The organism is Brachybacterium sp. sponge, assembly GCF_001613775.1.
Lineage (GTDB): Bacteria > Actinomycetota > Actinomycetes > Actinomycetales > Dermabacteraceae > Brachybacterium > Brachybacterium conglomeratum.
Map to the genome: position 1 here is coordinate 555,257 of NZ_LRMP01000001.1, position 14,154 is coordinate 569,410.

A 14,154-nucleotide genomic window follows, 5' to 3' on the forward strand; every position below is an offset into this window, starting at 1 on the left:
CCGGCCGGACACGACGCAGCAGCGGAGGAGTCGGATATGCACAATGACGCGGACGTCATCGTGGTCGGAGGCGGCAACGCCGGGTTCAGCGCGGCCCATGCCGCGGCGGAGCGGGGACGCTCGGTGATCCTGCTCGAGCGCGGCGAGGGGCCGACGGCCGGCGGCAACAGCTTCTTCACCGCCGGCGCCACCCGCATCGCCCACGAGGGCCTCGAGCAGCTGCAGGAGTTCGTCGAGGCCGACGAGCGCCACGGCGCCTCGACCGTCCCGCCCTACACCCCGCAGGACTATCTCGACGATCTCGAGCGCGTCACCGAGGGCCGCAACGACCCCGAGCTCAGCGCCGTCCTGGTCGCCGAGGCGCAGCCCACCCTGCGCTGGCTGGCGGGGCTGGGGCTGAAGTACCGCCTGATGTACGAGCGGCAGGCCTACTCCCGCCCCGACGGCAGCTTCCTCTTCTGGGGCGGCCTGCACGTCGGGAACGTCGGCGGCGGCGAGGGCCTGATCGCCGACCACACCGCGGTCGCCGAGAGGCTCGGAGAGGACGTCCGCTACGGCCACCGCGCCCTCGAGCTCGTGGTCGAGGACGGCCGCGTCGTCGGCGTCGTCGCCGAGCACGACGGGCAGCGGGTGACCCTGCGCGCCGAGTCCGTGGTCCTGGCCGCGGGCGGCTTCGAGTCCGACGCGGCGCTGCGCGCCGAGCACCTCGGCGAGCGCTGGGCCGCGGCGAAGGTGCGCGGCACGGCGTTCAACGTCGGCGACATGATCCGCGCGGGCCTCGACGTCGGCGCGGCGAAGGGCGGGGACTGGGGCTCCTGCCACAGCGTGCAGTGGGACGCCTTCCACCCCGAGAACGAGGGGAACCTCGAGCTGACCAACCGCCTCACCCGCCAGTCCTACCCGCTGGGGATCCTGGTGAACCGCGAGGGCCGCCGCTTCCTCGACGAGGGCGCCGACTTCCGCAACTTTACCTACGCCAAGTACGGCAAGGTCATCCTCGAGCAGCCCGGCTCCCTCGCCTTCCAGGTGTTCGACGCCGCGACCCGGCCGCTGCTGCGGGCCGAGGAGTACGAGATGCCCGGCGTCTCCGAGCTGAAGGCCGACTCCCTCGAGGAGCTCGCCGCGCTGATGGAGATCCCGGCCGAGGAGTTCGTGCGGACCGTCGAGGAGTTCAACGCCGCGACGAACGATGCGGAGCTGGACCCGACGGTCAAGGACGGCAAGGCCTCCGCGGTCACCCCGCCGAAGTCGAACTGGGCGAGCCCGATCGCCGAGGGGCCCTTCTACGCCTACCCCGTGACCTGCGGGATCACCTTCACCTTCGGCGGGCTGAAGGGCGATGTGGAGGGCCGGGTGCTCGACGAGGACGGCACGCCGATCCCGGGCCTGCTCGTGTGCGGCGAGATGCTCGGCGGGCTGTTCTCCTCGAACTACCCCGGCGGATCCGGCCTCGCGGCGGGCGCCGTGTTCGGCCGTCGCGCCGGCTCGATCGCCTGATCCCCGCCCTGCGCAGGGTCTAGGCTCCCTGCGCAGGGCGACCACCGCAGCACCGACACAGCACCACCGCAGGAACATCGCAAGGACGAGGAGGCATCGCATGAGCACGCGCCACGACCGCGAGAGCATCTACCGCACGCTTCACGCGGAGATCCTCGACGGCACCCTCGGCCCGGGCACGCCCCTGCGCGAGGTCGCCCTCGCCGAGCGCTTCGAGGTCTCCCGCACCCCGGTGCGCGACGCCCTCTCGCGGCTCGAGCAGGCCGGTCTGCTCACCCGCGCCCAGCGCGGCCTCGAGGTGCAGAGCGTGGATCCGCAGACGATCATGCAGGTCTACGACGCGCGGATCCTGCTCGAGGAGCAGATCGCCGGGGACGCGGCCCTGAACCGCACCATGAAGGACGTGCTGCGGCTCGAGGCGCTGCTGGAGCGGGACCGGGGCCTCGCCGAGCGGGACGACGCGACCCTGATCCGCGCGAACCTCGAGTTCCACAGCGCGGTGTGGGAGGCGAGCCGGAACCCCGTGCTGCAGGACCTGCTCGCCCAGCTCTCGCGGCACCTCGTGCACGCACCGCACTCGACGCTCTCCGTCGACGGGCGCTGGGACGAGGCGCTCGGCGAGCATGCCCGTCTGGTCGAGGCGATCTCGCAGCGGGACGAGGAGGCGGCACGGGCGGCCGCCCGAGGCCACTTCGAGACCGCGCGCGGCATCCGTCTGGACCTGCTGCGCGCCGCCGCGCTCGAGGAGACGACGAGCGCCGACGAGGACCGCTGAGCCTGCGGCAGCACCGCTGAGCGCCTGACGCTCACGTCCTGTCTGCGGGACGAGCCGGCCCCAGGCGCCCCACCACGGCGTCGACGAGCACGAAGGCGGCGAGGCTCGCCCCCAACAGCGGGAGCGCCGCGCCGATGCCCGCCGCGACGAGCAGCACCAGTCCGACTCCCCACCAGGGCGCCCGGCGCAGCGCGCCCCGCTGCGGGGGCCTGCCCGGTCCGCCTCCGCCGCGGGTGGGGCGGCGCTGCCACCACATCCGGTAGCCCCAGAGGATCATCAGGACCAGCGTCGAGGCGATCAGGAACAGCACGATCTGGTTGGCGAGGCCGAACATCGTCCCCATGTGCAGGTCGATCCCCCAGCGCGTGAGCTTCGCGGCGAGGTCCTGGTCGGCGAAGTCGGTGCGGTCGACGACCTCGAGGGTGGCGCCGTCGACGGCCACCGCGTCGACCTCGGTCGGGAAGCTGCGCTGGATCTCCTGCACCACCCAGGCGGATCCCTCGTCGGCCGGCGGGAGGATCTCGACCAGCCCGGTGTCGATGTTGACTGCCTGCCCCGCGGCGAGGACGTCATCGATCGCCGCCGGACCGGTGCGGGAGGAGGCGTCCGCAGCGGCATCGCCCGCGGTGCCGGTCGAGTGCCCGGCGCGTTCAGCGTGCTCGGCGTGCTCCTCGTGTCCGTCCTGCTCGTCGTGCTCGCCGTGCTCGTCGTGCCCCGCGGCCGGGTCGGCCGCGCCTCTCGCGTCGGCGACGGGGAGTCGCGGGTCGACCGCCTCGGTGGTGAAACCCAGCGCCTCACGGACCGTGCCGATGTTCCCGCCGCCGTACTGCGACCAGGTGATCCCGGTGGCGGCGAGGAACAGGGCGCCCAGAAGCACCCAGATCCCGGCGGAGGAGTGCAGCGACAGGGTGCGACGGTATCCGCGCGCTCGCAGATCAGGACGCAGCAGGTCACGCCGTCGTCGGGCACGCCGAGCGCGGCGGATCCACAGGCCGAGCCCCGCCACGGCGATCACCCCGAGCCAGGAGGCGGAGAGCTCGCTGTACAGGCGCCCGGCGTCCCCGAGGTGCAGGTTCCGGTGGAGCTGGTCGATCCAGCCCCGCAGCGGCAGCGCACCGCTGGTGCCGTACACGGTGAGGTCGCCACGCACCTCCCCGGTCGCGGGGTCGAGGAAGATCGCGCGGGTCTCGCTCTCGCCCAGAGCGTCGTCGGCGTACATCACGCGCGTCGTGTCGCCGGGCTCCGGGGCAGGCCGCACCGCGGCGATCTGCGCCTCCGGGCCGACGTGGGCCTGTGCCGCCCCCACCTGTGCGGCCAGCGGCAGCGGCGCAGCGTCAGACGGGGCGGTCAGCTCGTGGGCGTAGACCGCCTTCTCCAGCTGCGGGCTCAGCGCGTACAGCGTGCCGCTCGCGGCGGAGACCAGCAGGAACGGGCCGACGAGGATCGCCGCGTAGAAGTGCAGGCGCAGCAGCAGCGGGCCGAGCCATCCCTGGGTGGGGCGGTTGGTGGTCATGAGCGGATCTCAGTTCTCGACGAGCTGGGCGAAGACCACGGTGTTGTCCAGGTGGTGGCCGTCCTCGTCGAGGTCTCCGGCGCAGGTGATCAGGCGCAGCTCCGGTCCGTCGGTCCGTCCGTAGACGGCGACGGTGGGGAACTCGTCCTTGGGATAGCGGGCCGAATCATAGACCTCGAAGGTCGCCATGGAGCCGTCCTCCCGGTCCACCTGGACCCTGTCCCCCGGGGCGAGCGCGCCGAGCTCGAAGAAGACCGACGGGTCCCCGCCCCAGGTCACGTGACCCTCGATGACGGAGGGACCGACCTCCCCGGGGGTGGGCGAGCCCTCGAACCATGCCGCGAGGTCCGCCTGCTCGCCGCGCGGGGCGAGCAGCTCGCCGTCCTGGCCGAGTCCGATCGGGAAGACCTGCTCGTCGACGCCGATCGCGTCGATGCGCAGGCTCGTCGGCTCGGACGACGGGAGCGCCGCGGGGGCGGGAGCTTCGGGTGCTTCCGAGGTGGGCGGGGCCGACGGCTCCGCGGCGCCGGGGCCGGGGACCGTCGACGGCTCGCCGCCGGCGTCGGACTCGGCGGAATGGGCTCCCCCGCCGTCCGAGGCGGAGGCGCCCGAGCGCAGCACGGGCTGCGGGGGCGCGCCGACCTGGCTGCTCAGGGCGAAGGCCAGGAGCGCCGCGCCCGCGAGGGCCAGGACCGCCAGAACGGCGACCGTCGTGCGACGGCCGCCGTTCCGTCGGGGATCTCCCTGGGGGGTCATGTCACTTCTGGGCGTGACGGCGACGGAGGGCGAAGGCTCCGGCCGCCGCGGCGGTCAGCAGGCCACCGCCGGCGAGCATCGCACCGGACTGCTCGATGCCGGCGGTGGTGCCGTCACCGGTCTCGGCGCCGCCCTCGGGCCAGGCCTCCATCTGGGCCACGTCCAGCGTGCCGCAGGCCGCCGGGTCGGTCGCCTCGGAGGGCAGGTTCGGGTCGAGGTCGGAGACGACGTCGCCGTCGTACTCTCCGCTGCCGTTGTGGTCGACCCCGTGGACGACGATCACGCCGTCGCCGGCGGCGATGTCGGCGGCGACCTCGTCGCTGACCTCGATGGTCCGCTCGTAGGCGTCGTCACCGACGGGGAAGCGGTCCACGGCCAGGCCGCTGTCGGGGCTGGTGTCGCCCTCGGTGGTGAGCGAGGAGACGATCATGCCGTAGTCGTCATGGGCGTCGGAGACCTGAATGGCCCCGTCCTCGCCGCTGCCCTCCATGGCCGGGTCCGGGCACTGGTTCTTCCCGCCCACGTGGATGTGCTGGGCGTGCGGGGACCCGGCGAGCAGGCCCGTGTTCTCCATCTTCACGGTCACCTGGTTGCCCTCGACCGTGACCCAGGCGGTACCGGAGGCACCGGAGTCGTTGAGCTCGGTGAGGTGGGCCTCGAGTGTGGTCGCTTCGTGGCCGCCGTGTCCCTCGGCGAGGGCGGCACCGGAGGCTCCGAACATGCCGAGCGCGGCGGTGGCCGCGAAGAGGGGGAGCAGTCGCTTCGTCGTCGTGCGCATCGTGACTCCTTCGTCGGACGCCGGACGACCCTGCGGCCGTCGGGGGCGGCGTTCCAGGAGGGGTTCGGAGCCGTCGGGAGATCGGATGGGAGTCTCTTCTCCGCCCTCCGCCGAGGGGACGGCCCTCGGGTCACGCGGGCCTGCGCACCACCGGTCTCCCGCTCACCAGGACAGCTCGCGGCGGGGCCGCACGTGGATGTCCGTGAGCTGCACGTCCTCGCTCGCGGTGATGGCCATGACCACCGCCCTCGCGACGGAGGAGGGGCGGATCAGCTCGCCCCGGTCGACGTCCCCGCCGAACATCGGGGTGTCCGTGGGGCCGGGGTACACGGTCGAGACCCTCACCCCGTTCCCCTCCTCCTCGGCGCGCAGCCCGTTCGCGAGCGCCCGGAGCGCATGCTTGCTCGCGGCGTACGGGGCATTGCGGGGACGCGCGGCGGTGCCGGCGCCCGAGTTCACGAGCACGACGGTGCCGCGCGCGTCGCGCAGCGCGGGCAGAGCGTGCCGGACGAGCGCCGCCCCGGCGGTGACGTTGAGGGCGAAGACCTGCTCCCAGTCCGCATCGGCCGTGTCCTCGACCCGGGTGGAGGGAGAGATCCCGGCGGCGTGGACCAGGGCGTCCACGCGGTCGGGCACGAGCGCGGCGAGGTCGCCCGTGAGCAGGTCCGCGGCGCGCGGGGTGATCAGCGCGGAGGTCTCTTCGAGCTGTGCGAGGGCCTCCCGGTCGCGGCCGACGGCGATCACCCTCCAGTCGAGCTCGGCGAGCTGCAGGGCGACCTCGCGGCCGATCCCGCTGGTCGCGCCGGTGACGAGGGCCGTGCGAGGGGTGGTGCTGTGCTGTTCGGCGGTGGTCATGCGTCCAGTCTGCTGCCGACCGGCGGCGCGGGTCTAGCCGTGCACGACCCCGTGCACGAGCAGCACCGCGAGCGCGCCGTAGACGGTGCCGGCCGCGCCGTCGAGCAGGTAGCGCACGCGCGGCCGGCTGAGCACGGCGTCGCGGAAGAGCCCGGCCGCGCTGCCGATCGCGAGGTCGGTGAGCAGGCCGGTCAGCTGCAGCAGCAGGCCCAGCATGAGGATCTGCGCGAAGGGGTTCTCCCCGGAGCCGCCCGTCGTGCCCAGGAACTGGGGCAGGAAGGCGACGAAGAACAGCGCGATCTTGGGGTTGGTGATGTTGACGACGAAGCCGCGGCGGAAGACGTTCGGCACGACCGAGGCCTCCGCGAGCGGGGCGCCGGCCCGTCGCCAGGTGGTGACCGCGAGGAAGGCCAGGTAGCCGGCGCCGGCCAGCCGGATCGCGTCCAGCGCGGCCGGCAGCTGGGTCAGGGCGACGCCGAGCCCCGTCGCCGCGACCAGCACCCAGATCGTCATCGCCGAGGTGACCCCGAAGGCGCCCTGGACGGCGGCGCGCCTGCCCTGGTTGATGCCGGTGGCGACCATGAACGCCATGTCCGGTCCGGGAGTCACGAGGATCACCGTGACGGCCAGCAGGAAAGCGGGCAGGACGGACACGTCGAGCACTTCTCACCACCTTGATCTCACTGCGGGAGGAGCTCCCGGAAACACGCCCTCACCTGGGCCGACAGTGACTCTAGGAGGCGGCGATGCGGCGTCGCAATGATCGAGATGCCGGGCAGAACGGCATCATGACGAGCAGTCTGCTGGGCGGTATTAGGCTGTCTGCGTGCTCGACGATCTCGACTACCGCCTCATCGCCCTCCTCCGCGCGAACAGCCGCACCCCGGTGGCCGTCCTCGCCCGCGAGCTCGGGGTCAACCGCTCCACCGTCACCTCGCGGATCGACCGCCTCGTGGACAACGGCGTGATCGAGGGGTTCACGATCCGGGTCAGCGGCGACATCGAGCACGACTCGGTCCAGGGCGTGATGCTCGTCGCGACCGAGAACAGCCGCAGCCCCGAGATCGTGCGCGAGCTGCGCGGCTATCCCGAGCTCGAGCAGTTCCACTCCACCACCGGCACCTGGGACCTGGTGCTGCAGATCCGGGCGCGGAACCTCGCCGAGTTCGACCTCGTGCTGGAGCGGGTTCGGGCGATCCCGGGCGTCCGCACCACGCAGACGAACCTGCTGTTCAGCTCGCTGCGGACGGTGTAGGGAGGGGATCGTGCAGGGCGGCCCTCAGGCCCCCTGCGACACCTCCGCCGCCTCTGCCGTCTCCCGCTCCCGGAAGAGCGCGGCGAAGAACAGCGCGACGCCGACGGCGAGCGCGGCCGGGATGAGCCAGACGGTGCGCCAGTCGTGCGTGCCGTCGGCCGCGAGGAAGGCGTCGACGATGGGGCCGGAGATCAGGGAGCCGATCAGCAGGCCCACGCCGTAGGTGGCCAGGGAGATCAGGCCCTGGGCGGCGCTGCGCACGTGCTTCGGGGCGAAGCGGTCGGTGTAGATCTGCCCGGCGACGAAGAAGAAGTCGTAGCAGACCCCGTGCAGCACGAGGCCGATGATCACCAGCCACAGCAGCGAGCCGGCGTCCCCGAAGGCGAACAGGGCATAGCGCAGCGCCCAGGCGAGCATGCCGATCAGCAGCGTCCGCTTCACGCCGAGCTTCCTCAGCATCAGCGGCATGACCAGCAGGAACAGCGCCTCGGAGACCTGGCCGAGGGACTGTACGGCCGCGGCGGACTGCACTCCGATCTCGTTGAGATAGAGGTTGGTGAAGTTGTAGTAGAACGCCAGCGGGATGCAGATCAGGATCGAGGCGAGGAAGAAGACCAGGTAGGAGCGGGACTTCAGCAGCGCGAGAGCGTCCAGTCCCAGCACGTCGCGGACGGTGACGCGGTCGCCCGTCGTCTCCGGCGGGGTGTGCGGAAGGGTGAACGCGTAGACGCCCAGCAGCGCCGAGCCGATCGCGGCCATGACGAAGGTGTTCTCGAGCGCTCCCCCGGCCTCCCAGCCGAGCCAGCCGATGAGCAGCCCCGCCACGATCCAGCCGATGGTGCCGAACACGCGGATCGCCGGGAACTGCCTCTCCGGGCTGGTCAGGCGGCGGAAGGAGATCGAGTTCGCCAGAGCGAGCGTCGGCATGAAGGAGATCATCGCCAGCAGCGCGAACACGAAGAACGCCCCGAACTCGCCCTGCCGGCCGGCGAGGAAGAGCATCACGGCGCTGAACAGGTGCAGCACGCCGAGGATGCGCTGGGCGGCGAACCAGCGGTCCGCGATCAGGCCCACGATGAAGGGGGCGAGGATCGCGCCGAGGGACTGGGTGAGGAAGGCCAGCGCGATCTGGCTGCCGCTCGCCCCTAGATCCGCGGCGAGATACGTGCCGAGCGTGACGAACCAGGCGCCCCACACGAAGAACTCCAGGAACATCATCGTCGAGAGTCGGAGGCGGATGACGGGGTCGAGTGTCATGCCTGGAGAATCTAGCCGACCGTCCACCGGTCGGGAAGAGCCTGCGCGTGAGGACGGCTCGAGAACGACGACGAGGGCCCCTCCGTGCGGAGGGGCCCTCGTGATCACTGGTGGAGACTAGGGGGGTCGAACCCCTGACCTGAAGCTTGCAAAGCAGAGGGTCAGGGCTCCTTATGCCTGGTCAAACAGGCCGTCTACAACAGCCGGGGCGCACCTCGGGCGCACCGGGCCGAAGCCGAGCATCGCCACGGCCTCCATGCCGTCACCTCCGTCGTTCGATCACAAACGCTAGATCGGCTCGTGGCGATCAATCCGATCATGCACGACGCGGTACACACCGAGCAGCACAGCCGACATGCGGAACCGGATCCGAAACTCCAACAGTCAGCCCCCGCCGACGAGACGAAGGACCGGACGCTCATCCACTTCGCCGAGGAGGTCGCGAACCAGCCTGGGGCTGATCTTCAGAAGCTCGGCCAGGGCCGGAATGCCGGCCCCGTGGTCTTCAGCGAGCTCCGCCGCCTTCTTCAGAAGAGTGGGCAACTCGCCGGGATATGCGGTCGTCGGGTCCGCGGACGGGTCCACCGTCGTCGCCAGGCGCTGGTAGGCCCTGCGTGCGGAGGACTCGGTGGTGCGGCCGCGCTCGACCATCCGCCGCACGAGCGAGTGCGGCGAAACGCCCCAAGTCCGCCCCAGCCTGTCCAGCGCCGCGAGGTCGAGTCGCTGGGGAAGGAGCGCGTCCATCGATGACGCAGGGGTGAGGAACGCCGCGGCAAACTCGTCGGCCTCGTTCTCAATCACCGCACTGTGCTCCTCGGCGTCACCGTGCAGCAGGAGGTGCCCTATCTCGTGCGCCACAGAGAACCGGTGGGGGAAGACCTTCCCGCTACGTCGAGGGGTCGTGATGAGGATCGGGCGGCCCACGATGACGGCGGAGAAGGCGTCGACCGCGTCGATCTCGCCCTCTGGGCGCACGGCGACCACGATGCCGCGGGACTCGGCGGTCGCGACCAGGTGCTTCACCGGCCCGTCCGGCAGCTCCCAGTGCTCACGGAGGCGCGCGGCCGCCTCCGAGGGCGCAGTGCCTGCCGGAAGAACGGGCAGGTCGGCCTCGGGGAGCTTGACGTAGCGCTCCAGGGCGAACGTCAGTTCCCACACGAGAGTCGCCGTGGCCAGCGCCTTCTGCCGGTCGCTCACGCGCGCCGAGCGCAAGCTACGGAAGTGCGTGCTGACCGTCTCCAGCCGGGCGAGGGGGCGTCCCGCGCCGAAGAAGCCCGGGCGAACCTCCAGGGCGTCGGCCAGGCGGTCCAGCACGTCCGGCCGTGGCGAGTTCACGCCAGCCTCGTACTGGCCGATCGCGGCCGCCGAGACGCCCACCTTCCCGGCGAGCTGCGTCTTGCTGATCGCCTGCCGCACCCGCGCCTGGGTCAGCCGAGCAGGCTCGAATCGGCCGTGCACTTGCCCCTGCCCGGGCAGATCGAATAGCCCTGGGGAGTCCTCACGCATCGGACTGCGGCCTCTCCTGCGTCTGCGGCTCGAGGGCCGGCACGACCGGCGCTCCGCTGTCGAAGGACTCCGCGTCGGGGACCTCGGCTTCCGTCGAGGGCTCCAGCTGCCAGATGGTCTCTTCCCCGTTGAAGTTGACCTTCCCGCTCTCCCGGTCGATCTCGGCGACGGCCCAGTTGATTGCCTGCAGCTGCCGCGGCGACGAGTGGACCATGACGAGCACGACCGGCATCGCGCCCCCCACCGAGCCCACCACTGCCTCGAGGTCGCCCGACGACGCGGACACCTCGCGCACCGGATCGGGCTCGTCTATGAAGTCGGGCCCGAATAGAACCGGGTCCGGGGGCGACGCGTCAAAGCAGCTCATCTTCGTCGGGCTCGTCGCGAAGCGCGCGGGATCGCCTGAGGCGGGGACACGCCACACGTACACCAGGCAGCCGTTGACGATCGGAACTCTGTGGCCCGCCGGAGCGAGCCTGTGGAGATCATGTCTCCGGTCCCCGAACGCCTCCTGCATGTCGACTAGGAGGTCCTGCCAGAGAGTCGAGTAGCCGCGGGCGTTCCGCGTGTGCGCCGCCTGGTGGGCGTCGGCGGCGTAGCCGTGCCGGGTGCGAACCACGTCGACTGCGACTTCACGGACGATGGCGGCGTGCGGGCCGAGCGCATCTACGGGCGAGCCTGGGACCATGGGGGACCTCCTGGGATCTCGTCCGAAGCCGACTGTCGACCAGGACATGACTTTAGTATGCCACATAATTCGCGCACTTTCGCTTCAAGCGACTGCGCGTGTCGAGCGGCACGCAGACATCGGCGTCATCCCTTCCCTCGCACGGCGAAGCTGCTCGTGGCATCCGCTCGACGGACTGTCTCCTCGAACTCATACTCGGGCACCGCTACAAGGAGGTCGAGCGGCGACTGGTCGGAGCCGTCCAAAGCAGCCGGGAGATCAGGGTGGGGAGCCTGCCACCAGTCCACCATGGCCTTCGCGAGCTCGGCCGATGAAGCTCCGGGGCACTTGAAGGCGAAGTTCCTGTTGATCTCCGCGAGCGCGTCGATGATCTTCCCGTCGCGGAACTGGAACGCAGGGTAGTACTTGGTCGCGCCGAGTTCGATCTCGATGACCACCTTGTATCGGAGGTAGGTTCGTAGCAGGGACTTCTGCGCTCCCCTCTTCGCTCCGTCCATCTGCCGAGGGGTCCTCGGCTCCGCACTGGGCTCGGGCTCGGCAGCGGTCAGCGTGGCACGGGCCTGCGGTGCGGTGAGGGCATCGACTCGATCGAGCAGGCTCGCCGCCAGCATGGGTGCGTCGTCGAGCGCGCGGCCGCGATCCCAGATTGGGTTGTCGCGCCAGTCAGACGGGAACCCGAGTTGAGTCGTACTGAAGCCCACGGTCCGTGATCGCTCCTCGATGAGGTCGACGATCTCGACAACGTCCTCTCGGGTCGGCGAGATGCTCCGCAGCAAGTGCTGCATAACGAGGAGCACGCCGTAGAGCTTGTTGTTCACTCCCTCGCCGGCGAGGGAGTGGAGCGGGTCCTCGGCGTCCTTGCGCGAACGCCCCGGAGCGTCGATCAGAACGTCGAACGTGCGGTTCCACAGACGACCGTAGTGCGCATAGATGTTCCGAATGTTCCTGAGACTGTTCAGCCAGTTCGCCAGGGCCCCGCGATCGCCGCGGCCGTCGGCCGCATTGATCTGGAATCGCGCCGCCAGCACCTCCTGGTCCGCTTGGGGCATCAGACCGTAGAGTTTGCTCAGGACGCCGAAGGACATCACCTCCGTGGCGACCCAGATCGGCAGATGTGGGCCGTACTTGTCGCGGAAATGCAGGACGAAGTCTCCCCGCGCACGCTTCTCGTGCCGGTCGTACTCATCGAGCCAGTCGAGGTAGGCCCTGGTCGGCGTCTCTCGGCGAGCCACGGGTCGCCGGATGAGTGCGTGCCAGGCGCGAGCGAGAGGGCGCTCATCTGCGTCACGCATCGCGCCCAGCAGCTCCGGCTTCCGGTGCGCGAACTTATCCACCCTGCCGAGACGATGGCCTATGAAGAACCGGAAAGAGATCTCGATGGCGCTGAGGACGTCGCCCAGGCGCGAACGCAGTTCGTGGTCGAACTCGTAGAGGGAAACCACGTGCGCGAGTTCGACGCCCGGGACGAACGAGTCCAGCCGAATCTCGCGGCCTTCCTCATCAAATCCGGGCGCAGGCGGCGCGGGACGCACGCGGTAAAGGTGCCAGTATCCCGACAGCCGGTAGTAGCCGTAGCGCTCCAGGACGGCGGCGGCGTAGGCGTGAGTGCCACACTCCATCCCGCGCTCGCGCAGTCGACGGATCTGCTCGCGCACCGTCAAGAACGGCTTCGCGTAGGTGCTGTCCGGGGTCGTCACGTGTGCATCATCCTGGCGTCCCCGGCAAGGGGTAGAAAGAGAACAGACCCGCGTCTCATCGCGAGAAGCGGGCCTGTCGTGTTGGTTGAAGGCTACGCGACTGGAGCAGACGCGTCAATGATCGATGGATCGGACTCCGCAGTACTCGGCCCTGAGCAGCGAAGCGACGAAGCTGTCGATCTTCGCCATGAGTGCGGCCCGGCCCCGACAGTCTCGAAGCGGCCGTAGAGGTCAAGGGTGATGGACGGTCGGGCGTCGCTGATCGCCCGGGACACCGTGACGAGGTCGGCTCCGGCATCCGAGAGCTCGGCGAAGGGACTGGTGCATGGGTAGGGACTGTCACCTACCCATGCACCAGTCCCCAGCCTGGACGGGGCGCGGCTGCTGCACGAGCTGGCTAGCACGCTCTCGAAAAGGTCCAGTCCAAGGCCCGTGCCCAGCCACGTCGAGCGCCCCCGCACGGCCGCGCTGATCGCTCAGCACGTCGCGAGGCCCTGACGGCCGCAGACCGGAGGGTGACTTAGTCGAGCTCGATCGGCTCGATCAGCGAGGGGTCGGTGCGGTCGACCTTCCGGGCGTTGTTGACCTGGCGGTCCACCGGATGGGTCACGAGCGTCACGGCGATAACAGCGGCCGGCATTGCTATAAACGCGGAACGCCGCCATGAAGCGCAAAGAGCGCTTCATGGCGGCATCGCGCCGAGTGCTCGAAATCGTTCCGCCACTTCCTCTCACACTGCATTGCGAGACTCCGCAAGGAGCGCCGATCACTAACCGACACCTAAGCCAGGAATGACCACTCCTACCCTATGCTCGCCTCGGCCTCTGCCGCATTTCAAGAAGACGGAACCTCAATTGTTCTCGCCCGCCTACCCACTCCCATAAGCAGACTGACAACGGCAGCGACCACGCAGAGTTGGAACACCGGCAAGGAGCCACCTTCAACAACCCAGCCACGCCACCCCTCAAGGAACCCCTCCGGTGGCACATCCATCATCGAATACGCCATCACGATCGCAATCACACCAAGCACCGAGTATCCAAGACGCACACAAGCGCGAACCCCGGGACTATAGCGACTAACAAGTATCACGATCACCGCAACACACAGCGCACTTGAAGCCACGATCGATGATGAGGAAAGGATGGGCAGTCGCGGCTCAGTTACCGCTACGACCATGTTGCTTAGATCATAGACAGCCCCAGATTTGCTTCCGGAAGCCTGGATCGAGCCGACTCCAACGAGAAGGCAGTTAACAATCGCGATTGCTGCCCCTGCAAGGAATCCTAGTATCATTCTCATCCCACGCCACCGCCTCGCCGATACAATACGAATGGGAGCCTTCCCATCAAGTCCTCATCTTGCACGTAATACTCGCAACTCCCCCACCGCTATCATACCAGCCACACCCACTCGTGGCGTTCTTCACGCGTTCGTGCGTTAGGTTCCCAACCTGACCAGCACCGGTAACATTCTTCCCAATCTCAACATAGCCAGGAGCCGGGTAGTATGTCTTAATGTACTGAGTTACCGAAATTCCCAGAGTAACTTGCACTGACCCTCCACTAATAGTGGGG

Annotated in this window: 12 protein-coding genes; 3 read left to right on the plus strand and 9 right to left on the minus strand. The window is 69.6% G+C overall.

Features of this window, described 5'->3' with window-relative positions; translation table 11 throughout:
• The first annotated feature begins 36 nt into the window (after window positions 1–36).
• Both tcuA and A4A78_RS02450 read left to right on the plus strand, forming a co-directional pair.
• Entirely contained in the window at window positions 37–1,497 is a 1,461-nt protein-coding gene (gene tcuA / locus A4A78_RS02445) for an FAD-dependent tricarballylate dehydrogenase TcuA (RefSeq protein WP_062946836.1), read from the plus strand.
• A gap of 100 nt (window positions 1,498–1,597) precedes the next feature.
• Entirely contained in the window at window positions 1,598–2,272 is a 675-nt protein-coding gene (locus A4A78_RS02450; protein ID WP_062946837.1) for a GntR family transcriptional regulator, read from the plus strand.
• A gap of 31 nt (window positions 2,273–2,303) precedes the next feature.
• On the opposite strand, the gene A4A78_RS02455 is transcribed toward A4A78_RS02450, so the two are convergent.
• From A4A78_RS02455 to A4A78_RS02475, 5 genes are all read right to left on the minus strand, one after another.
• Complete coding sequence (locus tag A4A78_RS02455; protein WP_156488524.1) at window positions 2,304–3,785, minus strand: PepSY domain-containing protein; 1,482 nt, start codon at window positions 3,783–3,785, stop codon at window positions 2,304–2,306.
• 9 nt (window positions 3,786–3,794) lie between these two features.
• The gene (locus A4A78_RS02460; protein WP_062946838.1) at window positions 3,795–4,541 is read right to left on the minus strand and encodes a class F sortase; all 747 of its coding nucleotides are present in this window, start codon (window positions 4,539–4,541) and stop codon (window positions 3,795–3,797) included.
• 1 nt (window position 4,542) lies between these two features.
• The gene (locus A4A78_RS02465) at window positions 4,543–5,319 is read right to left on the minus strand and encodes a CHRD domain-containing protein (RefSeq protein WP_062946839.1); all 777 of its coding nucleotides are present in this window, start codon (window positions 5,317–5,319) and stop codon (window positions 4,543–4,545) included.
• Window positions 5,320–5,481: 162 nt separating this feature from the next.
• The gene (locus A4A78_RS02470) at window positions 5,482–6,174 is read right to left on the minus strand and encodes an SDR family NAD(P)-dependent oxidoreductase (protein WP_062946840.1); all 693 of its coding nucleotides are present in this window, start codon (window positions 6,172–6,174) and stop codon (window positions 5,482–5,484) included.
• 33 nt (window positions 6,175–6,207) lie between these two features.
• Window positions 6,208–6,837, minus strand: coding sequence for a LysE family translocator (locus tag A4A78_RS02475; RefSeq protein ID WP_062946841.1), 630 nt, complete (start codon window positions 6,835–6,837; stop codon window positions 6,208–6,210).
• Between the two features lie 163 nt (window positions 6,838–7,000).
• Here A4A78_RS02475 and A4A78_RS02480 point away from each other — a divergent pair, with 163 nt between their 5' ends.
• Window positions 7,001–7,429, plus strand: coding sequence for an Lrp/AsnC family transcriptional regulator (locus A4A78_RS02480; RefSeq protein WP_053918947.1), 429 nt, complete (start codon window positions 7,001–7,003; stop codon window positions 7,427–7,429).
• Window positions 7,430–7,453: 24 nt separating this feature from the next.
• Here A4A78_RS02480 and A4A78_RS02485 read toward each other — a convergent pair whose 3' ends face one another.
• The 4 genes from A4A78_RS02485 to A4A78_RS02500 all read right to left on the minus strand — a co-directional run bounded on the left by A4A78_RS02485 (window position 7,454) and on the right by A4A78_RS02500 (window position 12,577).
• Window positions 7,454–8,686: a nucleoside permease gene (locus tag A4A78_RS02485; RefSeq protein ID WP_062946842.1), complete on the minus strand. Its 1,233-nt coding sequence runs from the start codon at window positions 8,684–8,686 to the stop codon at window positions 7,454–7,456.
• A 384-nt stretch (window positions 8,687–9,070) separates the two neighbouring features.
• Window positions 9,071–10,192 (minus strand): XRE family transcriptional regulator, encoded by a 1,122-nt coding sequence (locus A4A78_RS02490; RefSeq protein ID WP_062946843.1) that lies wholly within the window; start codon window positions 10,190–10,192, stop codon window positions 9,071–9,073.
• Window positions 10,185–10,880 (minus strand): hypothetical protein, encoded by a 696-nt coding sequence (locus tag A4A78_RS02495; RefSeq protein ID WP_062946844.1) that lies wholly within the window; start codon window positions 10,878–10,880, stop codon window positions 10,185–10,187. The genes A4A78_RS02490 and A4A78_RS02495 overlap by 8 nt, the downstream gene beginning before the upstream one ends.
• Window positions 10,881–11,005: 125 nt before the next feature.
• On the minus strand, window positions 11,006–12,577 hold the full coding sequence (locus A4A78_RS02500) for an Abi family protein (protein WP_062946845.1): 1,572 nt from the start codon (window positions 12,575–12,577) through the stop codon (window positions 11,006–11,008).
• Window positions 12,578–14,154: the final 1,577 nt, after the last annotated feature.

Bases quoted from the DNA above. Each gene is read 5' to 3' on its own strand.
- A4A78_RS02455 (WP_156488524.1), bottom strand. From the start codon at position 3,785: ATGACCACCAACCGCCCCACCCAGGGATGGCTCGGCCCGCTGCTGCTG.
- tcuA (WP_062946836.1), top strand. From the start codon at position 37: ATGCACAATGACGCGGACGTCATCGTGGTCGGAGGCGGCAACGCCGGG.
- A4A78_RS02470 (WP_062946840.1), bottom strand. From the start codon at position 6,174: ATGACCACCGCCGAACAGCACAGCACCACCCCTCGCACGGCCCTCGTC.
- A4A78_RS02465 (WP_062946839.1), bottom strand. From the start codon at position 5,319: ATGCGCACGACGACGAAGCGACTGCTCCCCCTCTTCGCGGCCACCGCC.
- A4A78_RS02495 (WP_062946844.1), bottom strand. From the start codon at position 10,880: ATGGTCCCAGGCTCGCCCGTAGATGCGCTCGGCCCGCACGCCGCCATC.
- A4A78_RS02485 (WP_062946842.1), bottom strand. From the start codon at position 8,686: ATGACACTCGACCCCGTCATCCGCCTCCGACTCTCGACGATGATGTTC.
- A4A78_RS02490 (WP_062946843.1), bottom strand. From the start codon at position 10,192: ATGCGTGAGGACTCCCCAGGGCTATTCGATCTGCCCGGGCAGGGGCAA.
- A4A78_RS02460 (WP_062946838.1), bottom strand. From the start codon at position 4,541: ATGACCCCCCAGGGAGATCCCCGACGGAACGGCGGCCGTCGCACGACG.
- A4A78_RS02450 (WP_062946837.1), top strand. From the start codon at position 1,598: ATGAGCACGCGCCACGACCGCGAGAGCATCTACCGCACGCTTCACGCG.